The sequence below is a fragment of the Oligoflexus sp. genome, assembly GCF_035712445.1.
GTDB lineage: Bacteria > Bdellovibrionota_B > Oligoflexia > Oligoflexales > Oligoflexaceae > Oligoflexus.
This window is the reverse complement of record NZ_DASTAT010000053.1, coordinates 1-22,544: the sequence shown is the minus strand read 5'-3', so window position 1 is coordinate 22,544 and position 22,544 is coordinate 1. Positions and strand designations below refer to the sequence as shown.

Below are 22,544 nucleotides of genomic sequence, written 5' to 3'. Positions count from 1 at the left end.
TTCCGATCCCATAGGAAATATTTTGCGGACGTGCGAGGATTCCGTTATGGCTTGCTGAGCCCCCTTGCCATGCAATTATTTGGCGAAAGAACGAGGAACTTGTGATCGGTCACTATTTTAAAGATTTTATCATGCGTCATCGTGCTGCCAAGATGGTGCGAAGAGCGACCGTGGATCTTTTCATAGTGTTCGATGAAATCCCTGCACTTATCGCCTATTGGGATCGCGATCAACGCTGCTGTTATGCCAACCGATCTTACGTCGACTGGTTCAACTACCTGCCCGAGGATCTTTTGGGCCGTACCATGCTGCAGCTCCTGGGTCCTGATCTTTATGCCAGCAACACACCCTATATCGAAGCCGCCCTGCGTGGCGAGCGTCAACAATTTGACCGCGACCTCTTTCATAGACCGTCGGGCGAGATGCGTCACACCCAGGCGCATTATATCCCGGACAAGGTGGGGGATACGGTCAAGGGATTCACAGTCCTTGTTTTTGATGTGACCGATAAAGTCCGCGCTGAAAAGCGGGCTTTGGAAGCTGCCGAGGCGAAGGCCCGCTTTCTGGCCACGATGAGCCATGAGATCCGCACGCCCTTGAACGGCATCACGGGCATGACCAGTCTTCTGATGGACACCTCGCTTGACGCGACTCAAATGCAGTATGTGGAGGCCATCCAGACTTCGGGCTCGCTGCTTTTGAGCGTTCTGAATGATATCCTCGATTTCTCCAAGATCGAAGCCGGCAAACTGGATTTCGAAACGGTGCCCTTTTCGCTGCAGCACCTTCTGAGTGAACTGCATACGGCCCTCTCCTTTACCGCCCGCGGCAAGGGTCTGCCTTTGACTTTTCATAATCAGGTGCCAGGCGATGCGGTTTTCCTGGGCGATCCGTCGCGGCTGAAGCAGGTCCTGAATAATTTGATCAGCAACGCCATCAAATTTACCAGCGCCGGGCATGTTTCGCTGAAGGTCGAGCGGCTTGAGGTTGCGCAGGAAATTTGCACGCTGCATTTTGAAGTCACGGACACAGGGATCGGCATTTCCAGCGACACGACTCCGAAACTCTTTCAACCTTTTGTGCAGGGTGATAGTTCGACATCCAGGCGCTTTGGTGGCAGCGGTCTTGGTCTCTCGATTTCCAAATACCTCGTCGAACGCATGGGGGGTGAAATCGGTGTCATCAGCGAAGAGGGTCAGGGTTCGCGTTTTTGGTTCCGCATCAAGCTGCAGCGCGCCTCAAGTCTGTCCAAGGGACCGAAGTCGGCCCATCGCTTCGATCCGAATCTTCGTTTCCACGGCCATGCACTTATCGTGGATGATGTCGCCCTGAACCAGGCCGTCGCGGTGAAAATGCTGGAAAAAATCGGCATGAGCGCAGTGGCGGTGAACGGCGGACAGGAGGCGCTCGATCGACTGCAAAGGGAGCGCTTTGATATCGTCTTCATGGACTGCAACATGCCCGAGATGGATGGCTACGAAGCATCCCGCCGCATCCGCAGCTTAAAGGCTCCTGTGGTCGCGATGCCGATCGTGGCGATGACGGCCAATGCGATGAAAAGCGATATGGATAAGTGCTTCAGCGCCGGCATGAATGACTACCTGCCCAAGCCTCTGACGCCACAGCAGCTGGTCGAGGTCGTGAGCCGCTGGCTGCCGCTGCAGAATGCAGGTGGCGGATCGACTCCCATGCCTTCAAAGCCTGTTCTGGATGCGCATATCCTTGAGCAGCTGCAAAGTCTCGTGCCCCACGCCAATCGGCAGAATCTGATCAACGAGCTCTTTGAGAAATTTGCCGCCATGATTCCAGAAGGCCTTGAAAAAATGCGCAATGCCCAAAGAGCTGGGGATCGCAAGGCTCTCGCTTTCGAAGCCCATCGCCTGAAATCCGTCGGCGCCGCCTTGGGTGCCAGCCGTTTCGCAGCCGTCTGTCAGAATCTGGAAGATATGCCGAAGTCCATGACCGCGGCTGATGCCGCCGCATGCATCGACCAGCTCGCTTTGGAATTCAAGACCTTCGCAGCCACCCTGCAGCTGAACTTAAAGCAGACGTCTCAGCGCAACATCGCCTGAACGTATCGGAACACACCGCTGCGTCGAAGCGTCCGCTTGACGCAAATTCCAGCCTATTCCCCCTGGAAGACTCGTGCTAACCTTCGTTTGGTTTTTTTGCCGCTTGATTAATTTTGGGAGCACAATCGTGTCAACACTTGTATCTCAAGTCGATCCCCAAGGGCTTTTGGAATATTCAGTCGTTTTTAACGATCGTTCACTGAATCACATGTCCGCCGCATTCCAAGGAATCATGCGCTCGATTTCGAGCACGCTGCGCGACGTCTATGCAGCGGAAGCCGTGGCGCTGGTTCCCGGCGGCGGAACCTATGGCATGGAAGCTGTGGCCAGGCAGTTCGCCAGTGGAAAGCGCTGTCTGGTCCTGCGCAATGGCTGGTTCAGCTATCGCTGGTCTCAGATCTTTGATATGGGCAGCATCCCCGCTCATCATGACGTTCTGAAAGCCCGCCGTCTGCATGATGGTCACGCGGCACCGTTTCAGCCTGCGCCCTTAAAAGAGGTGCTGGAGACCATTCAAAAGGACAAACCCGACCTTGTATTCGCACCCCATGTGGAAACGGCCTCGGGCATCATCCTGCCTGATGATTATATCGGCGCCGTGGCCGAAGCGGTTCATGCGCACGGCGGGCTCTTCGTTCTCGATTGCATCGCTTCGGGGACGGTCTGGATCAACATGAAAAAGCTGGGCGTCGATATCCTGATCAGCGCCCCGCAGAAGGGCTGGAGCGCCAGCCCCTGCAGCGCGCTTATCATGCTGGGTGCGGCTGCGAAACAGAGGATCGAGACAACCCGCAGCACGAGCTTCGCCTGCGATCTTTTAAAATGGCTGCAGATCATGCAAGCCTATGAAGCCGGTGGTCATGCCTATCATGCGACGATGCCGACCGATGCGCTCGCGCGCTTTCATGCGGCCATGAAAGAGGCCGAGGCCCTGGGCTTTGATGAGCTGGACCAACGGCAGCGGGAATTGGGTGGTAGAGTGCGGGCGCTGCTTGCGCAGTATGGTTTTCCAAGCGTCGCGGCCCCGGGCTTTGAAGCGCCTGGCGTCGTGGTGTCTTATACCGATGATGATGGCATTCACAAGGGCACAAAGTTCGCCAAGGCTGGACTGCAAACAGCAGCCGGCGTTCCGCTCATGTGCGATGAGCCGGCGGACTATAAAACTTTCCGCCTGGGACTCTTCGGTCTGGATAAGCTGATGAATGTGGAAAGAACGGTGGGGAACCTGGAAGCGGCTCTGAAGCAGCTCTGACTCGCTCCCCTAGGGATCAGGGCGTGAAGGTTCCGGTAATCGTGGCCTTGCCGAGGCTCTTGGCCTCCAGCTCCGCTTTGTTCATGGTCGAATTCTCGATGATGTTCAGCGTCTGACCCTGCTTGATCGCATAGATGGTCCACTCATACCGATGGAGGTTCGGTGGATTCGGGCCCCCATAGTTTTTGAATTGGCTGGCACCCAAAGCTTCTGCTGGCGCTGCCAGGTTATTGCCGCCGGGCAAGCCTGCCGGCAGCTGAGTGCTGGTGGCCGGAATGTTGGTGATCACCCAGTGAATGAAAGGGGCCGGTGACGGCCTCAGAAAATCCAGATCCACCATCTGAATGGCAAATGATCCCGTTCCTGCCGGAGGATTTTTCCACTGAAGGGGCGGCGACATATTTCCGCCACCGTTGACCGCGACATGCACGCGAGGTATCGCGCCGTTATTCGCAAAGGCGGTGCTGGTCAAAGTCATCGCCTGAGGCGCAGCCGGCGTCGCTGGAGGCGCTGGCGTGGGAGCGGCCTTATCGTCCGTCTGCGGCGCCGTTACAGAATCCGCAGTTTTCTCATCCGCATTATTCCCGGTCTGTGGTGTGGCGTTTCCGTTCGCCGGAGCCGGTGCTGTCGAATTCGTACGCGTCACCGGAGCGGAAGGCTTGGAATAGGCACAGCCCAGTGCACTCAAGAACACAGCGCTGTAAAAAACCTGGATAGTCCACGAAGCATTTTTCATTGGTTGGCCTCCGCTCACACTATCGGCTTGCCTGTCTTGAAACTTGAGAACGCGCATTTCCCGGCCTCTTTTTCAGAAGATAAGTCCCCTTGCGTGACGCGCAGACCAGTCCTGATCAAGGCAACTCATCCTCTTTCATTAAGTAGACTACTGTTTAGTGCCCACGGTCTTGACGAAAGACCCTAAAAAATTCTTACTATGCCTTTGATATCAGATAATTAAGAAGCGACACGCTTCTTGCAATAAGACTCCCATAAGCACACTAGAGCCTAAGCTTAACCAGTGAGGTCACTCCTTATGAAAAAGCTATTGGCATTGGTCATCACCCTTCTCCCCGTCCTGACAGGACCAGCCGCGCGCGCAATCGCGGGCGAACTCATTGCGGATGAAGGCGAAGATGATGCCAGTCTTTATATGCTCAATCTGAATGGAGCCGAGAATGTTTCCTCGACGGCATCCATTCGTGTGAAAATCTTTCCCCATGAGCGTGACTATCTGCCTCATGGTAAGGACGAGCTGCTCGATCAATTCACGATTCGCGCTGAAAGTCCCTGCACGATCTTCAAAGCGGTCCAGGATCAGATGGCCCCCGGCGGCGTTTTGCAGCGCGATCAAACTCTTATCAAACTGAGAGCCCAGGATCTCCAAAATCCCGTGGTCATCGATTGCCCTGAGCAGTTCACTTTGGAACGCAATGAAGGCGAAAAAATGAAGACTCTGAGCTATTCAGGTTTGCTCTATGTTCATGCCGCGACCAGGCAGGAACAAAAAATCCTGGAAGCGATCAACGTCGTGAGCCTTCGCGGCTATCTGCGCGGCGTGGTGCCTTCGGAAGTCTTCCATCACTGGCCGCTGGAAGCCATCAAAAGCCAGGCTGTGGCGGCCCGTACCTATGCCGTCTATCACATCCTGCGCGCGCGTCGCTACGTGCCCGCCCGTCTTTGGGATGTGGATGATACGGTCCTTTATCAGGCGTATACAGGCGTGACCCATCGCAAGGAAAAAACCGATGAAGCGGTGTTTGCGACGGAAGGTCAGATCCTGATGTATCAGGGCCAGGTGATCCAGGCCTTCTATCATGCCGACAGCGGCGGCTCGACGGAAGAAGCCAACACGATCTGGGACCAGCCGGCCCCATTTACAGTGGCGCGCCCCGAGGCTTTTGATCTTGAAATGAATCGCACAGTCTGGGAACGACCTTTCAGCCTGAAAGAATTGACCGAGAAAATGAAAGAGATGGGTCACTGGACCAAGGATCGCCCCATCGCCCAGGTGGTGGTTCCGATGGTGGGACAGACCAATTCCGGCCGCGTGAAAGCCGTGACGATGATCGACGCGAAAGGTGAATACGTCACCATCCCGACCCGCGCCTTCAAACGCGTGGTGGGAACTTTGCCTTCGAATCTTTTCACCATCAATCCCGCCCCGGAAGGCCAGATCATGATCAAGGGCCTTGGCTTCGGCCATGGTGTGGGTATGAGTCAGCAAGGTGCTGCAGCGCTTGCGGGACGCAAGGCCTGGGACTATCGTCAGATCCTGGATTACTATTACGTGCGCACGAGTCTTTGCTCGATCGACAGTCAGCGTGTGGGTGTCCCCGACTGTGCGCGTGAAGCCGTCAAGTATACAAGGCAGTTTGCGCAGAACCCTCGATGAAGCGGGTCGGATCAATCAGGGATTGCGGCGGCAGTACTTGCAGTAACGTCCCATATTGCGCTCGCAGTTCGGCGAGTGCTGGGGATTCATCATCCAGACTGGTGAAATCCCATGGGACATGCCCAAACCTAAAACCATAAACGACCTACGAATCCAACTGCATGTCATAATAACCTCCATGCTTCGTTACGTTGTTAAATTACAAGATTCTCTCCTAAAGCGCAAGGCATCAGTCCGTGTGCGTATTAAGACCATCTAAACTTCTTCCTGTATATATTTGATATTTTTGATCTAAATCCCGAGGACGGCGATGCATTATTTGTTGTAATAAAACTACATTTCAAAAGAAGAGGCCTTCCCCGGAGGAAAGGCCCTGGAATTGGAATGTGCCACTGGGGAGGCTCATGACATTCAATACGGGGATTCCATTTAACGCAGGGCCACTGCAGGCGCGGCCCCAGCATTGACGACACAGTTATCCATCTGAACCTGGCTGGCGAACATGCAATCAGGCGTCGCCAGGAAATCACCGCTCAGTGGCGCAACGACGTTCAGTTCGATGCGGGCCTGTTCGATAGCCTGGGTCTGCAGAAGGCTGAGTTCCTGACGGGAAATAAAGCCCTGGGTGCGCAGACTGGTCCACTGGGTCCGATAGGGTTCATTCAGAAGCAGGCTGTCCAGGGCGGCTTCCGTCACGCCGAGTTCCTCTCTCACATCATTCTTGCTGAGCGAACGATTATAGAAGCGGAACGCCTGGTTCACAGGATCAGGACTTTTGGGTTCGATGCCGAGCGTCTTCAGACTGTTGAAGTAAAGAAGGTTGTCCTTGTCCATCTGATCCTTGAACGGCTTCTCTTCCGGATAAAGGTTCAGAATTTTTTCCATCTCGGCCGCGGTGAAGGCACCGACGTTGGCCTGGGCAAAGGCCCGCACCTCATCCTTCTTATAAAGAAGGCCCGCGCCATGGCAGTTCATGCAGGACACTCCGTTGACGATAGCCGAGAGAAACTGGGAAGGCGCATCATTCTGTTTCACGATGCTGGTTGGACCCTTGTCCAGAATCACACCTGTGGCGTTGACCAGGCGATAAGCCAGCAGACCGTTCGGCAGCTGAAAGATGATTTCGCCCCCATCGTGCTGGAAAGCCTTCGTCGCGCTGACCGGCTGCGGACCGATGGGATTGGCGAAAATATTCTCGATCTGATCCAGACGCGCGAAGTCATAGCTGATCCAATAGGAAAGCCCATTGCTCTGGCTATGGCGCTCGATCACGCGGTTCTGGGTCGAGACTCCGGAATTTTTAAAGCCGGACCGTATCGCGCGGTTGGCAGCGAGGTTCGCTTGAATGGTGACGCCCAGCTGAGCATCCAGCGCAGCCTGATCCGCACCCATCTGCAGCAGACGTTCATAAGGAATCGGCAGGGTCGCGGTCGCGATGAACCAGTCTGCTCGCAAGAGATAGTTGGCTGAACCGATAGCTGTCCGCAGCGAGACATCCGTCTGAGCCGCCAGCTGAGCCGTTCGGTCTGAAACGTTATTCACGAATTGCTGCGTGAAGGGATAGAAATCGCTCATCACGGCATCAAAGATCGGCACAGGAATGCCCAGCTCGTTGAGCTTGATGCGATAGATCAACTTTTTCGGGTCGATCGCCACAGGCTTCACGAGGGCCGGTGAGCGGGATAGACTGTTGACGACTTTGACGAAGGCTTTGCGCATGCTTTCCATGGCCGCTTCGTTGGTGCCGACATTGTTCGCCACATGAAAGCTGAAGTAACGAACCTGATCCTGATCCGCAACCGGAACGTTGGCCTGCAGATCTTTCTGGACAAGGTCCAATACCTGGGTGTCTTTCAAAGGAACGATCTGCACCGCTTTCAAACCGCTGATCCATTCCTTGATAGTCGTCACCTCCTCGGGCTTCAGCGTGCCGGACGGCGGCATGTTGCCCATAGGCGCGAGCTTGGTATAAACAAGAGAGCGTTCCGGGCTGCCTGCAACAAGATAACGTCCACTGGCCAGCATCGCCTCGACATTATCCAGGCTTCCGAAGTTGCCCTGAATGTTGGTCGCGCTATGACAGCTGACGCAGGCGCGATCCAGGATCGCCAGAGCCTGGGCCTGAAGGTCAGGAGCTGGGGCTTCCTTGGCTGGGGTTTGATCGGCTTGCTCGGTTATAACAGGCGCTTTGACTTCCTCTACTTTGTCAGCGCCGCTTCTCCGGGACAGCACAGGTATCGAAGGACTCGATTCGCAGCCCCCGATGAACATCACGACCCCAAGACTCATAATCGCCATTCTGAATTTCATAACCACGTCCCCTCTCGCTCTCTCGAAGAAGTTGGCAGGCATCTGACGGCCAACCCGTATGCAAATTATTATCGGAAAAACTTGGTAAATCTTGAGAGTGCTCACTTTATCTCAATTGTTATAATGGCCTGCAGATGGATCCAGCCAGGTTCATGTGCAAAATTATTTACAAAATGAAATAAAAGCGAGGGTGCAGAAATAACTCTACATTCCCCGAATTTCACGGCTGTTTCCTTTGCTTTTTTGAAGACTTACAAAATTTGCTCATGTGCGAAAAACCGCGGGCCGATACAGGAAAATGTCTGCCAATATTCTTTAGAGAAAGAACGGTATGTCTCACTCGAAACTCATCGTAGCTATTGCGAGTCGTGTATCGGTCAGCCGGTTTCTCGACTACCGGGAGTATCTGCAGGCGGTCTATGAAGCGATCAAGCAGGAGCTTGGCAAGTACTCGTATTTGAACTACTCCGATGATCTTGGCTTTTCGCGCACCAACGTCCTTCATCTCATCATCAAAGGCCGGCGTCCTTTGACCAGCAAAGCCGCCATTCGCATTGCGGATGTTTTGCAGCTGCAGGGCAAAGAGCGCAAATACTTCGAAGATCTGGTGGCCTATCACAACAGTCGCGATTCGATGAAACGCGAACTCCTCTTCCAGGAACTGGTGGAACTCAAGACCAAGGAAGTGAAAGCAGAAGACAATCTTCTCGCCCAGCTCGAATTCTTCACCGAATGGTTTCATAGCGCCATCTATGAATTAAGCTTCACCAGCACCTTCAGCGACGATCCCAAAGCCCTGGCTGCGACCCTGACGCCGCGCATCCGCCCCGAGCAGGCGCGCAAGAGCCTTGAACTTTTGGAACGCCTTGGGCTTTTGAGTCGCGATGCGGACTCGGGCCAGTATAAACCTACGCATTCCCGCATCAGCACCGGCGACGAGATCGCGTCCCTGGCGATTACCCGCTACCACCAGAAAATGATCGAACTGGGGAAGGAGTCTTTAACAGCCATCCACGCCCAGGCTCGCGACATAAGTTCTGTTTCCATTGCGATTCCCAGCAGTCTTTTGCCGGAGGTCAAAAAGGAAATCAGCCTGTTCCGTAAGAAGCTCCTGAATATGGCCGAACAGGCCAGGAACGCTGATGTGGTCTATCAAACGAATATTCAATTATTTCCTTTAAGCCGGGATAAAGGAGCCAAGTCGTGAGCATGCGAACTCTCAGCACACTTTTTGCGGCTCTCTTCAGCGCAGTCTTCGCAAGCTGCGGCGTGGAAGTCGGCAACCCGACTGAACCCACTCCCGCCCAGCCCAAGGAAAGCGATGGCCGACCTATGGTTCCGGGCATGCCCAATGTTCCCATCGAATCCATCGAACCGGCGGAGCCAGTGGAATCCCTGCGGATCAATGCCCGTTACCTTGTGGAAAACCAATACGACGAAGCGCTGACAGCGGCTTTGGAATTCGCTTTTGATAACAGCAGCGCCTCGCTCATAGCCAGCAACGAAAGCCTGGTCTGTGGCGTTCAGCCCGATGGCTCCCTGGTTCTGAACCATCAGGAAACGAGCAGCGCGACGCGCACCTCGGGCCAGGCGTCCAGCGCCACCCAGGTCACCGAAAGCCTCAGCCGCGTCTTCGCTTCGCGCATGCAAAGTCCGGGCGTGACCCTGGCCTGCAACAGTGAGTTGACCAGGCCCAAAATAGATTGGAACGCGACCCAGGATGTCCTGATCGATGGAACATTGGAGCGGACCAACAGCCGCCTCATCGTGATGGATCCATCCCAGGCCTTCGTTCGGGAAAGCAGCGTGAAATCGAGCGGCCTGCATCAGTCCACCATCAAGAACATGAAGATGGATCCTGCGGCCGGTTTGCGGCTCCAGCGCTCCCTGACCTTCGGGACGGATATGGAGATCACCAACCGCACGGCCCAGGCGGCGGCCACTCAGATGCGCACACGCATCGAAACCCAGGCCGATGCGCCTTTGATTATGGAAGAATCGTACAATGCCGAGTCGAAACTGAAGTCGCTGAAGATCACCTCGGGCGTCGTCTCATCCCGAAAAGAGGATGATGGCCTCATGGTCGTCATGCGTTATAGCAATGTCGTGATGAATGCGGACGGCGGCTGCCGCCCGACCGCGGGAACCATCACCGGCGAGATCTTTGCTCCGAATGATCCCACGAACGCGCGGGAGTCCTTCAGCATCGCGTTCACGGAAAAGCAGAATCTTATCGTCTATGCGGACGGTACGGGCTCCAAACTGGAATTCGAACCCTGCCGGATCGAAACAGAGCGCAAAGGCAACGGCTCGGGCCGCTCCGGTGGCCGTACCTGACCTGGTCGGCTTTTACTCCTGATTGAGCAGCCCCTGGTCCTAGGCACGGGGCTGTTTTCTTTGGTCCGCCTTTTGCTCTTTATCCTGTGGAACCCGCTTTTTATCCCCTCAGTACACCCTTTCCCAAATCGCTCCCAAGGAATTTTTTCCCGGCATTTCCAAAGATTAAGTCCCGAATTTTCGATCAGGCCTCGGCCCTTCCGGGTTGAACCCTGGGCATTTTTAAAAACTTCTATTCATTCCGAGCACATGAATCCAAAGCCCTGGCGCGGACCTTTTTTCATAAACAGATCTCCGATTTGAGAACGCTCCTCAAAACGGGTTTACGTCCCCGGCAGGACTGGCTTTTCCGCCTCTGGCCCTCTTGAGCACGACCGTTGCAATCTCTTAGGTATCAGGCAACGAGCTTCTAAAGAGGAGAGCTTCCTTATGAAAATCCTGAAGGTCATGCCTGTAAGCTCTGAATACGGTCTTCATGGAGGGTGATTTTTTACGACTCTCTCGGTTATCTGTTTAGCCTTAGCTTGCATTTCGACTGCGGATCCCTGTGATCCGCAGTCTTTTTTTTACCTTTCGGCGGAAAGCTCCGATAAGGGGCGCAAGGATAAGCGACTTTAAATACGAGGATCTTTTTATGGCAGGCCGGAGTCGGGAAGGCTGGAAAAAAGCCCTTATCGACGAAACCAAAAAAGAGATCAAAATCGAACTCGACCAGGTCCTTAGAGAATCGGGCGAGGCCGAGCGGCTCAACTACATCCTGGAGCAGATCCAGCTCCTCGATCTGGCCAAAGATTCTGTCAGCATGCTGAGGCGCTTCATCCTCATCATGTCCGCCCTTGTGCATCATGAACGCTTTGGGGGCCTTGGGAAAAAACAAATTCATGACCTTGCGAACCTGGGTGAAGCCATCCTGCGCGTCGCTGGGGTGAAGCCCGGGCATTCGCCGATCTCCTTTCTCTTTTCCGAAATGCATTCCGTGATGAGCGACATTCACCTCGGCAACGGGGAATTTCTTCCTTCGCTTTGGGAAAGGCTGCTGAGCGCCCACATGTCGGCCATGCCCGCGGAACATATGGCCCGCCAGAACCTTGGGATTGGCATCAATGCGCTGCGGCTTGGCAACACCTCGCTGGCGATCGAATTCTTTCAAAAGGGCCTGCGCGAGACGGAAGAGCCGAAGACCCTGGACCGCCTGCGCCTATATTTGATTAAATCCACAAGGCTCTCGGGCGCGATCCCCGAGGCCAATCAGATCGTTCAGCAGTATGCTGCGCAGCTGACCGATCCCGCCTGCGTGCACGAGCTGCATTGGGAAAAGACCTGTATTGAAGCCAGTCAAACGCTGGATTTATCCGGTCTCTTTCAGCTGACGAAGGAAGGCAGTTCCCATTACACGAATACTTATCCATTGGAGCTTTTCTTTTGGGCCTATGCGCATCCGAAGACGACCTGGTCGCGGAAGGTCGATAAGCTCTCGAAGCTGATCCATGGCCTGGACGTCCAGCGGAACAGCGGCTTTCACGCCCTGGCCCAGTGCCTGGAGCAAGCCTATGATACGGATATTCCTTTTGCCAAAAGGCTCTCGGATATCAAGCGCGTGATCACCAAGATCGAGGTCCTGAGGAACATCGACCAGAGGCTCCTCGTCTGGCTGGCCCTTGCCCGCTGGCTTCATCGCAGCAATCATCGGCAGATCGCGGCCATCGTTCTTTATGAATACATGTCCCTGAGCCAGAAGCTGAGCTTTGGAAAGCACCTGGATGTCCTCGGCATGGCCGAAGACCTTGTCCGTGTTTATAGCCCCGATGCCCCGCCTACGGACGAGGGAAAGGAGCCCGACTCCTCCAGTGATTAGGGCATCTTACAAGTCGGATTTAGGTTGAGTCCCTCCAGTGCCGATACGTTTTTTGGAGGGAACCATGCGAACCATAAAAACCATCATCCTGAGTCTTGGTGTGGCTGCCGGCCTTGGGGCCTGTATGCCGACGGGCTTTCTGGTTTCCAAACCTACTGCCTCCACGGCCCAGCAATCCGTGGCCATAGATCCCAAAACGCAATCCAACGACCGACCGACGGAAACGGGAGCCGGTGTTCCTGGATACCTGGTGAACTGCTCGGATATCAATGCCGCCGGTGAGCTGGTGCAGGTTGGTTGCAGCGTCGCGAGCCGCGATGGCAAACGCATACCGACCACGGAAGACAGCTGGAATCGTTATGAAGTGAAGCTCGCTCCGACGGCGAACCCGAATATCCGCGTGAGCAAATCCATGGCCGCCAGCGGCGAACCCTGGGACGTAATCTTTGCGTTCACCGGCGCGCCCTTGGTCGAGCTGCGGACGGCCGCGCAGTCCAGTACTTATACCTATAGTGAAGCCGATGAAAAAGGCGAGACCGTGACCGCGGAAACACCGCCTCCCGTCGCGCCCAAACCCGTGACGACGCCCACCAATCAAACCTGTACGGATGGGGTTCTTTTGGAAGGCATCTGCATGGTGACCGTGGCTTCGTCGTGTACGGAATACTGCGGTCAGTCGCAGATGAAGGTTCATCCCTGGGTCGTCGAACGCTTTGGAGCCGGCGCCGCGGGCAATCGCCAGGCCTGTGCCGATCTTTATGCAAAGTTTCCAGATCGCACGCCTATTCCCAGCATCGGGGTGAGTGATGTCATGACCTTCCGCGGGCTGGGTTGTCACCGCTCGGCCAACGGGCAAACGTTCTTTGACTCGGCCACGACCGATCCTTCGAGTTCACCGTTCTTTGGGTATACGAGAATTTGCGCGTGTCAGTGAGATAGCGGTCTCGTTGGTCAGGACGATCTCCTGGCCTTCTGACGACTGAGCGGGAAAAGCTGGAAGTTCACCTGATACACGGCATCAGGGTTGGTTTCCTGCTCCGCCATGCTCAGAAGTTTTTTACGCAGCGCACTGATTTCCTTCTTCAGCTCCGGCAGCTTTTCCTCAGGTATCGCAATCGAAATCGCACTGATATCCCGCAGCGAGGCTTCCACAGAAGTCAGGGATTCCTTGCCGAGGTCGATCATTTTCTGATGATAACGAATAATCGCGAGGGACGCGATCTCATCCCCGGTGCTCACGCGTCTGCGTTGGGGCACCAGGCGGCCGCTCGTCTCGTCCTTATGCAGAAGATTCAAACGCTGCAGCAGCTCCAGGCTCTTGCGCGCCTGCTCGGGCCGGATGCGCGGGGTCAGAAGGCCTGCCAGCTCTTTGGTATCTTCATTGAAATAGGGTGTGAACGCCAGCTCATAGATGGCGACGTTGTACCATTCGGTGAAAAATTCCAATTGATCGTGGCTGGCCTCGGACTGCACGTCCTTGGTCTTATAATGCAGAAGATTCTGCATCATGACTTCACGCTCGATCGGATCATGGCTATTTTGGAAGCTGACCAGCTGCTCGAAATACTTCCGCTCATTGGCGCGCATATCAAGCGCGCTGCTGATACGATCCGCGGCCTTGCCCGTCAAAGGTCTTTTGCCTTTGATGATCAGATGCACCACATTGGTTTTGGAAAAGCCAAGATCCTCGGCAAAGCTGAGGTAGGAATAGGATTCGAGTTCCTGCTTCAGAGCCAGATAAACGGCCTGAAGATATTCACGATAATCGAGATACCGGGTGACAGGCACTCGGCTCGCGATGGTATGTAACAGTTTCTGCCTCGACATTACAGCACCTGCTGAAAAACTCTGAGGATCTTATCGGCCGAATTTTTCTGCACATGAGGTGCTTTGTATCCCCTGATAATACATAGAAAATTAGCCGAGTTACGGATATCCCACGCGCGATATTCTGCCTATTCCCTTCTTAAATCGAAGAACCGGTCCCCGGTTTCCAGCGGGCCTGTTTCAGTATGAAGGCCGAAGCCAGTTCGAAAAGATAGGGCGTAAGGATTGCTGTGACGAGCCAGATGCTGCGCCAGACCCAGCCGTGCGGGTCATCGGAAAGCAGCATCAGAGCGCCGCTGATCACAGGCACCAGCGCCGGCAGCCAGCCCATGCGGAATATAAGAAAGCGATGCTGAAAGCGTGAAAGATAAAGAAAGCTCACGAGCGTCGGAGAAAATCCAAAGATGAAACCACAGAGGATCGGGCACCAGGGATCAGGCATGGTGTGAATCAGCGAGTTGACTTTCCAGGCCAGGGGCGAAAGGCCGACGGAACATTGCGCGCAGATCATCAGCGAGATCAGATAGCCGAGCGCGGCGCCGCCGATATACGTGAAAGAAAGGTGCGTGCGTGAGCGCACCAGATCTTTTTCAATCGCATCGGGAACCGGGACCGCAGCATCCACCGGGGCTTCACTGTCTAGAAATTTTTGCCAGTCCGAAGGATCAGGTTTCATGCATCCTCTCCATTCCAAAAGCCTCGCATCTTCTGGCGGGCGCGCTCATAGATTTTTCGCAGCGCCACTTCGCTTTTGCCGGTGGTATGGGCCATTTCCTTGAAGGATTTTTCTTCAAAGACCCGCAGCTCGACCACCTGCCTCTGTTCGGCGGAAAGGGAATTCAGGATTGCCGTTCCCGGGTCCTCGTCTTCCGCGTGATCCTGGACCGTGACGGTTTCCGGTCCCTTGTTCTGCCAGGCGTTTTTCATTTTCATAAGGCTCTGGCTTTGCCTGATGCTGTCGACCAGGCAGTTATGCACGATCGTGAAAAACCAGGGCAGCGCCGGGCGCCCGCTTTCATAACGATGGATGGAGTGATGCAGGCGTAGAAAGGCTTCCTGACGAACTTCCTCGGCGGCCTGGGCATTTAGGCCTTTGGTCTGAAGATAGCCGAGCACGCGCCCGGCATGCCGCCGATAGAAGCTGCGGAAAGCCTCAGCATCCCCTGCGTGATATTGATCCAAAAGTTCCTCATCGCTCCGATGATCCAACACCCTTGCTCACTTCCCTGACAGTATACGGTGGACCCGCCTGCTTTGTGACAGGCTGGGGACTATTCTGACCAACTAGGAAACCTGCTTAAAATCAATACCTTGTATCCTAAGAAGGCCGACAAGTCCAAGCGCACAGAAGCCCGCCCCCGTCCAAAAGGTCGAGGCTGCGCCGAGCTGATCCCAAAGAAGACCGGCCAGCGCGGACGAGATAAGCATGGCCACTCCGGAAACGAGGTTGAAAAAACCGAAGGCGGTTCCGCGCAGGTCAGCAGGCGCGGTGTGAGCGACCAAAGCCGACATGAGACCCTGTGTGATGCCGAGATGAATGCCCCAGAAGGCGATGCCGATCATCACATGAGTGCCGTTGGTGCCAAGGGCCAGCACAACGTCAGCGATCAAAAGCACAAGCGTGCCGAGGGCGAGCAGATAAAGGGGAGACATGCGATCGGAAAGTCGACCAAAGGGATAGGCGGACGCGGCGTAGATAACATTCATCACGACCATGACCAGCGGGACCCAGGCCATGGGGATGCCGCGTTCCTGGGCTCTTAAAACGAGGAAGGCCTCGCTGAAACGGGCCAGGGTGAAGATCGCACCCAGAGCCACAACCCACCAGTAGCTGGCATTCAGGCGTTTCAGATTGTCCATGCGAATGGGGTTGGTACGTTTTTGTTCAGAATGGGACGCGGGTTCGCGAATGCCGACCAGAAGGAGAAGGACTGCGAGGGTCGCGGGAATCACAGAAACCCAAAATACGGCGCGGAAGTCATTGGCCCAGAGCACCATCAGAGCGGTGGCCAGGAGCGGACCCACGAAGGCGCCGATCGTGTCCAAAGATTGTCTTAAGCCAAAGGCAGCGCCGCGCATCGCAGCTGGCGTTATGTCAGCAATCAAGGCATCACGCGGAGCGCCGCGAATGCCTTTGCCGATGCGATCGGTCAACCGCGCGGTGAGCACCATGCCACTGCTTTGGGCGAGGGCAAACATGGGTTTTGTGATAGCCGCCAGTCCATAGCCGACAATGGCGAGAGCCTTGCGTTTGCCGAGGTAATCGCTCAGAGCGCCCGAGAAAATTTTTACGATCAGCGCCGTGGCTTCCGCCGCGCCTTCGATCAATCCCACTGCGAAAACGCTGATGCCGAGAGTGCCTACCATGAACAGCGGCAAAAGGCTGTGGACCATCTCGGAGGAAATATCCATGAGCAAACTGACAAAGCCCAGAACCCAAACTTCTTTCGGCATGTGGCATTCCTTGCGCATGAGGCAGAAAAAACGATTATGCGGCCGAGCGGAACTGTGATCAATCCGAAAGACGGCCCTTTGTCATGATCGCGGGCGGAAGCGGGGCAGCCGGGGCGCGGAAGAAAGCGCGGCAAGCGTGCCGAGGGTTTTGAGGTTTCGCGCGCGGATGCGGCGGGTCGCGGTCTTTTTAAGGTTTGCGGGGTGGAAATAAAAACCCCGGCCAGAGCCGGGGTGTTTGTGTTAGGGCCGTGCTTCGAGAGCATCAAGGCGGCGAAGAATGTCAGTCAGGTCGGTGGCGGGGCCGGTTTCACCGCGGGGGCCACGGGGGCCTTCGGGCCCGGGATCGCCTTTGTCGCCTTTGGGACCAGCGGGGCCTGCGGCACCAGGAGTACCTGATTCACCGCGGGGGCCGCGAGCACCTTCAGGACCAACGGGACCAGCGTCACCCTTCGGTCCGGCAGGACCGGCTGCACCGGATTCACCTTTGGGACCGACGGGACCAGCGGGACCAACCGGTCCACTGTCGCCTTTGGGTCCGGCAGGGCCGATGGGACCGCGTTCACCGCTTTCCCCTTTGGGCCCGGTGGGACCCTGGGGTCCAATATCACCCTTGGGACCAACAGGACCGGCAGGACCTGTGAATCCTGTATCACCTTTGGGACCGGCAGGACCGGCGACACCAGGATCACCCTTGTCACCTTTGGGACCTATGGCACCCGCAGCGCCGGTATCACCCTTGTCGCCTTTCGCGCCGGGAAGACCTTTCTCACCAGCAGGTCCAGGCGCTCCTGTTTCGCCGCGCTCGCCTTTCGGACCCGCAGGACCGGCATCACCTTGGGGACCGGCAGGACCCGTGGCTCCCGGAAGTCCAGGCTCTCCGCGTGGTCCACGCGGACCATCGGCACCGATATCACCCTTCGGACCCTGGGGCCCAGTGGGACCAACAGGACCTGTATCACCTTTGGGACCGACGGGACCGGCTGCACCGGTGTCGCCTTTATCACCTTTGAAACCTTGAATACCCTGCTCGCCGCGCGGGCCCTGAGGACCGATCGCCCCGGTATCACCTTTTTCACCTTTGGGACCCTGAGTTCCTTGAACACCAGGCAAACCCTGATCGCCCATGTCACCCTTATCACCCTTGGCTCCGGTCAAACCCTGAGGACCGATCTCACCGCGTTCACCCTGGGGACCAGCAGGACCTTTCGGACCAACCGCACCGGTGTCGCCCTTGTCCCCTTTCAAACCCTGAGCACCCTGAGGACCTGTTTCCCCTTTGGGACCCTGCGGACCCATCGGGCCGGTATCACCGCGATCGCCTTTGGCACCGGGTAAACCCGTGGCTCCGGTATCACCCTTGTCGCCTTTATCACCCTTGGCTCCCGTGGCTCCGGTTGGACCGGCTGGACCGGGATCACCCTTCGGACCGGTCAAACCCTGAGGTCCGGTATCACCGCGCTCGCCTTTATCACCTTTAGGTCCAGCTTCACCCGGCAAACCCTGGGGACCCGTGGAGCCCGTATCACCTTTATCACCCTTTAAACCTGTGGGACCAATGGGTCCGCGTTCACCCGGATCGCCTTTCTCTCCGCGCGCGCCTTGAGGACCCTGCGCACCAGGATCACCCTTGGCACCGGGAAGTCCGGTCGGACCTAGGTCACCTTTCGGACCCTGCGGACCGGTTTCACCAATGTCACCTTTGGGACCGCGCGCACCGGCATCACCCTTGTCGCCTTTATCACCCTTGGGACCGGCAGCACCAATGGGTCCCTGCGCACCGGCAGGACCCGGCAAACCGGTGGGACCGCGTTCACCTTTGGGACCTTCATCACCCATATCACCTTTGGGACCTTGGGAACCGGGCGGCCCAACAGGACCTTCAGGACCGCGTGGACCCTGTTTGCCTTCAGGTCCACCCGGACCGATGGGACCGATTTCTCCGCGGGGACCAGGAGCACCCGCTTCTCCGCGTGGACCCACCAAACCTTGAGGACCGACCGGACCGATTTCACCACGAGGACCTTGAGGACCGGTAGGACCTTGGGGACCTGTAGCGCCAGGGGCTCCGGCTGGACCCTGCGCACCGTTTTCACCTTTGCCACTGAGCGGCAGGTAATCAAGATTCTGCTCGGCACCATCCAAAGTCACGGCCAAAGACAGGGCTGCTGGATCATAACGCTGAATGGAAGCATCAATCGGCTGGGTTTTCCCGAGCATCAGGAGCATGCGGCAGGATTCATCAAAGATGACCTGATGCGTTTCCGGTCCCCAAAGAACGCGTCCTCCAGCCCCTTCACGGATCAGAACGGAAACCGTATTGGAACACTGGGCCGTGCGACAGGCGCAGTTGGGTTCCGCGTAAACGACCACACCCATGCCGGCAGCCTGAATGCGGAAGGCATTTTCAGCGATCTGCGAGGGATAGAGCCTTTCGCTCTTGTCGTGCGTTCCGCTTTCATTCCAGTCAAAAGTCAGGGAAACATTGGGCGCATAATCACCTGTCGCCACCACGGTGCCCGTGCACTTCCATCCGCCTTCCGGATTTCCGGCGCACGCGACATTGCTGAAGTCGAGCTGGGGATTGATATAGAGATGTTTGCCATCCCACAGCGCGGCTCTTTCGATCAGCCATTCCCGGTCCTGGTGCAGTCTTTTCGATTTCAGATTGATTTTGAATCGCAGATCCTCCGCCCATGCAGAACCGCTTAGGAGCAGCAAGGCGTGAAAGCATAGGATCAGTTTGCCTAAAAAGCGCAGCATGCTTTTTCCTCCGAGTGAATCAACCGTCTTTCGGAAGAATTTTTCCGGGCCTGCTGAAAATTTCATCAGAAGCCTTTGAGGCTTTCACAAAATAGACCAAAATGGCCTTTGCTCCTGGGCTTAAAAATTTGCCGCAATCAGGGCTGATTTTAGAATTGGTGAACGCTTTGCCGGGCAAACTCTGCCGACCGGCTCAAGGCCTTGAGGGTATTTCGTTTGATGGATTTTTTATGACGCCATAACTTAGGGAAACTTCACCATTTTTATTCTATTGGTCTTTGAATCCTGCTCGTGTATTTTCGTATCCCGCTCTGCGTCATGCTTTCCGGACAATTCTAGGGAGTCTTCATGCTACGTCAGTCTCTTTCTTTACTGGCCCTTGGTCTTTTCACTGCGCCGCTCCTGGCCGTGACTCCGCCCAAACCCAAAGCCACCAGCACCATTCCCGATCGCCGTGAATTTCCTGTGAATGATACCGTCAGTCCCTGCGACGACTTCTATAGCTATGCCTGCTCCCGCGCGATCGACAGCTATGCCCTGCGGCCGGATCGTTCCAGCCATACCTTTGCTTTCGATGATTCGGCCGAACGTCTTCTGGACAAGAAGAAAGCCTTTCTGCGCGATATCGCCGCCGAATCGAAAAAAGGCGTGAAGCTGGCTCCGCGTTCGCAGACTCTGGCGACCGTTTACAATGCCTGCATGGATCCAGCCGCCAGCGCGAACGAGGAAAAAAAACGCGTCGCGGATACTGTTCAGCGTCTGGCAGCCATCAAGGACCACGCGGCCTTCGCCCGTTTTTTGGCGGATGAAAGAAAAGCGGCCCGTACCAGCTTTCTGGAAATCGGCAATCTTGCCAACCAGAGCCAGCCGGACGTTTATGATTTTTATTTCGTAGCCAATGCCATGAGTCTGCCGGAGCGTTCGTATTATGAAAGCCCGGAAGTGCGCAGCGCCTTTAAAAAGATTCTGGTCCAGTTCTTCCAAACGATAGGCACCCCGAAAGCAGCTGCCGATGCCCAAGCCCGGGCCGTGCTCGATTTCGAGACGGGCTTCGCCAAAGTCAGCCCCTTGCCTGCTGAATGGCGCGACATCTGGGTCCAGAAAAGCGAAGTCAGCCGCGCGGACCTTGTGAAGAAATATCCGAACTTTCATTTTGAAGACGTGCTGCCGCAGGTTCCTGAGACGACCTTGATTCGTCACTTCACACCCGACACCTATGCCTGGCTGCAGGATCGTCTGAACCGTGAGAAGCTGGAGACTCTGAAAGCGGTCTATCTCTTTGAAAGCTTGAGTTCGATGCTCGATGATGGCTATCCCGAATTCAAAAAAGCCTACTATGCTTTCGGTGTGAAGCAGCTGGGTGCCCCCAAGGTTCGTCCCGAGCGCGAGGAGCGCTGCACCATGGCTGTCATGAACAGCTTTACGAAGGAACTTGATGCGGAACTCCTGCCGAAGGTCTTCCCGGATTTCCCGGAAGATAAATTCGTGGCGCTGGCCGAAGAGGTTAGGAAGTCCATCATCAATGGCATCAGTAGCAACCAGTGGCTGAGCGAGCAGGGCAAAGGCGGGGCGCGGGAAAAGATGAGCAAGGCGCGTCTGCAGCTGGTGAAGCCGCGCAATGATGAGGAATGGCGCTTCAATCCCGAGGCCGAGTACAGCCTGACCGAACCGAACGGGAACTTTGAGAAGCTGGCCGCGAAACTGCAGGAGCGTTCGCTGGCGGAACTTAAACAGAAACGCAATTCGAACGTCTGGGAAATGGGTCCTTTGACCGTCAATGCATACTATAGCCCGGATGATAATAAATTCGTCATGCCGATCGGCATTCTTCAGTACCCGTTCTATGACCCGAGCCTGCCGGTGGAAATCAACCTGGGTTCCGTCGGGGCCGTCATCGGTCATGAACTTGGTCATGGTATTGATGATCAAGGCGCGCAGTTTGATGCGGAAGGCCGCCTGAAGCAGTGGATGACTGATGAGGACGTGAAGAACTTCAAACTCCGCGGTCAGAATTTTGAGCAGCAGTTCAATAAGATTGGTCACAACGGTCGCTTGACCCTGGGGGAAAACATCGGGGATCTGACTGGTGTGACCTTCGCCTATCGCGCCGCTTTCCCGGAAGGCAAGGGCACGGATGAAATGAAGCGCGCCTTTTTCCTTCAGTATGCCCGCGTCTGGTGCGGCATCATGCTGCCGAAGCAAAAGGAAATGCGGCTTAAAACCGATCCGCATGCCCTCGGCTGGGCGCGCGTGAATCAGCAGATGAAGAATCAGCCTGATTTTGCCAAGGTGTTCCAGTGCAAAGCCAAGGATGCGATGGTGCTGCCCGAGAAGGACGTGGTGAAGATCTGGTGAGGGAAGGGCCTGCTCCTGACAAGCAGCAGGCTGTGCAAAACAAAAGCCTGTCTCCTTAAACAAGGAGCAGGCTTTTTTTCTTCTTAGTACTTGTAATCGTCGTTCTTGTAAGGGCCTTCGGCCTTCACGCCGATATACTTCGCCTGGTCCGTGGTCAGCTTGGTGATCACGCCACCGAAGCCTTCGACCATGTTACGGGCCACTTCCTCGTCCAGCTTCTTGGGCAGGACTTTAACGGAAATTGGCTCGCTCTTCTTGTCCGCCCACTTCTTCTCATAAAGATACATCTGCGCCAGAACCTGGTTGGCAAACGAACCGTCCATGATACGCGAGGGGTGACCGGTGGCGTTGCCAAGGTTCACAAGGCGGCCTTCGGACAGAAGGATGATGAAGTTCTCTTCATCTTTGCTGTCACGGAAGATCTTGTGCACCTGAGGCTTCACTTCCTGCCATTCGAATTTATCGCGCAGGAACTTGGTGTCGATTTCGTTATCGAAGTGGCCGATGTTACAGACCACAGCGCCCGACTTCACATGGGTCAGCATGTGCTTGTCACAGACGTTGATGTTACCCGTCGTGGTCACGATCAGGTCGGTGTTCTGCAGGAGTTCCTTGTTGATGCCGTCTTCCGTGCCGGTGTTCACGCCGTTTTTATAAGGCGAAACCACTTCGTAACCGTCCATACAGGCCTGCATCGCACAGATAGGATCGATCTCGGTGACGCGAACGATCATACCTTCCTGACGAAGACTCTGAGCCGAACCCTTGCCCACATCGCCGTAACCGATGACGAGAGCTTTTTTACCGGACAGCAGCATGTCGGTGCCGCGTTTGATGGCGTCGTTCAAGCTGTGGCGGCAGCCGTATTTGTTGTCGTTCTTCGACTTGGTGACCGAGTCGTTGACGTTGATCGCAGGAACTTTCAGAGTG

Annotated in this window: 16 protein-coding genes; 8 read left to right on the top strand and 8 right to left on the bottom strand. The window is 55.7% G+C overall.

All coding sequences use genetic code 11. The annotated features are described in order from the left end of the window. Positions 1-131 precede the first annotated feature (131 nt). Together VFO10_RS10365 and VFO10_RS10360 are read left to right on the top strand one after the other, a co-directional pair. Positions 132-2,072, top strand: a complete 1,941-nt coding sequence (locus tag VFO10_RS10365; RefSeq protein WP_325139731.1) for a PAS domain-containing sensor histidine kinase — start codon at positions 132-134, stop codon at positions 2,070-2,072. A gap of 127 nt (positions 2,073-2,199) precedes the next feature. Beyond that, positions 2,200-3,324 (top strand): aminotransferase class V-fold PLP-dependent enzyme, encoded by a 1,125-nt coding sequence (locus VFO10_RS10360; protein ID WP_325139729.1) that lies wholly within the window; start codon positions 2,200-2,202, stop codon positions 3,322-3,324. Positions 3,325-3,340: 16 nt separating this feature from the next. Here VFO10_RS10360 and VFO10_RS10355 read toward each other — a convergent pair whose 3' ends face one another. Continuing rightward, on the bottom strand, positions 3,341-4,060 hold the full coding sequence (locus tag VFO10_RS10355) for a YbhB/YbcL family Raf kinase inhibitor-like protein (protein ID WP_325139727.1): 720 nt from the start codon (positions 4,058-4,060) through the stop codon (positions 3,341-3,343). Between the two features lie 297 nt (positions 4,061-4,357). Between VFO10_RS10355 and VFO10_RS10350 the strand changes: the two genes are divergently transcribed. Continuing rightward, positions 4,358-5,716 (top strand): SpoIID/LytB domain-containing protein, encoded by a 1,359-nt coding sequence (locus tag VFO10_RS10350; protein ID WP_325139725.1) that lies wholly within the window; start codon positions 4,358-4,360, stop codon positions 5,714-5,716. 429 nt (positions 5,717-6,145) lie between these two features. On the opposite strand, the gene VFO10_RS10345 is transcribed toward VFO10_RS10350, so the two are convergent. Further along, entirely contained in the window at positions 6,146-8,026 is a 1,881-nt protein-coding gene (locus tag VFO10_RS10345; RefSeq protein ID WP_325139724.1) for a c-type cytochrome domain-containing protein, read from the bottom strand. A gap of 331 nt (positions 8,027-8,357) precedes the next feature. Here VFO10_RS10345 and VFO10_RS10340 point away from each other — a divergent pair, with 331 nt between their 5' ends. The 4 genes from VFO10_RS10340 to VFO10_RS10325 all read left to right on the top strand — a co-directional run bounded on the left by VFO10_RS10340 (position 8,358) and on the right by VFO10_RS10325 (position 13,152). After that, positions 8,358-9,233 carry a TIGR02147 family protein gene (locus VFO10_RS10340; RefSeq protein WP_325139722.1) on the top strand — a complete coding sequence of 292 codons (876 nt, stop codon included), beginning with the start codon at positions 8,358-8,360 and terminating at the stop codon, positions 9,231-9,233. Next, positions 9,230-10,363: a hypothetical protein gene (locus tag VFO10_RS10335; protein WP_325139719.1), complete on the top strand. Its 1,134-nt coding sequence runs from the start codon at positions 9,230-9,232 to the stop codon at positions 10,361-10,363. Before VFO10_RS10340 ends, VFO10_RS10335 begins: the two co-directional genes overlap by 4 nt. 634 nt (positions 10,364-10,997) lie before the next feature. After that, complete coding sequence (locus VFO10_RS10330; protein WP_325139717.1) at positions 10,998-12,218, top strand: hypothetical protein; 1,221 nt, start codon at positions 10,998-11,000, stop codon at positions 12,216-12,218. A gap of 64 nt (positions 12,219-12,282) precedes the next feature. Next, entirely contained in the window at positions 12,283-13,152 is an 870-nt protein-coding gene (locus VFO10_RS10325) for a hypothetical protein (RefSeq protein WP_325139715.1), read from the top strand. Between the two features lie 17 nt (positions 13,153-13,169). Here the strand turns inward: VFO10_RS10325 and VFO10_RS10320 are convergent, their stop codons facing one another. From VFO10_RS10320 to VFO10_RS10300, 5 genes are all read right to left on the bottom strand, one after another. Continuing rightward, a complete protein-coding gene (locus VFO10_RS10320; protein WP_325139713.1) occupies positions 13,170-14,045 on the bottom strand; it encodes a TIGR02147 family protein in 876 nt (291 codons plus the stop codon). A 139-nt stretch (positions 14,046-14,184) separates the two neighbouring features. Next, entirely contained in the window at positions 14,185-14,721 is a 537-nt protein-coding gene (locus VFO10_RS10315; RefSeq protein ID WP_325139711.1) for a hypothetical protein, read from the bottom strand. Beyond that, positions 14,718-15,257 (bottom strand): RNA polymerase sigma factor, encoded by a 540-nt coding sequence (locus VFO10_RS10310; protein ID WP_325139708.1) that lies wholly within the window; start codon positions 15,255-15,257, stop codon positions 14,718-14,720. The genes VFO10_RS10315 and VFO10_RS10310 overlap by 4 nt, the downstream gene beginning before the upstream one ends. A 72-nt stretch (positions 15,258-15,329) precedes the next feature. Further along, on the bottom strand, positions 15,330-16,499 hold the full coding sequence (locus VFO10_RS10305; RefSeq protein WP_325139706.1) for an MFS transporter: 1,170 nt from the start codon (positions 16,497-16,499) through the stop codon (positions 15,330-15,332). 240 nt (positions 16,500-16,739) lie between these two features. Further along, on the bottom strand, positions 16,740-19,259 hold the full coding sequence (locus VFO10_RS10300; protein ID WP_325139704.1) for a hypothetical protein: 2,520 nt from the start codon (positions 19,257-19,259) through the stop codon (positions 16,740-16,742). Positions 19,260-19,607: 348 nt separating this feature from the next. Here VFO10_RS10300 and VFO10_RS10295 point away from each other — a divergent pair, with 348 nt between their 5' ends. Then, positions 19,608-21,614: a M13 family metallopeptidase gene (locus VFO10_RS10295; protein ID WP_325139701.1), complete on the top strand. Its 2,007-nt coding sequence runs from the start codon at positions 19,608-19,610 to the stop codon at positions 21,612-21,614. An 83-nt stretch (positions 21,615-21,697) separates the two neighbouring features. On the opposite strand, the gene VFO10_RS10290 is transcribed toward VFO10_RS10295, so the two are convergent. Then, positions 21,698-22,544 (bottom strand): adenosylhomocysteinase (locus tag VFO10_RS10290; RefSeq protein ID WP_325139699.1); only part of this gene is annotated, 847 nt, incomplete at its 5' end.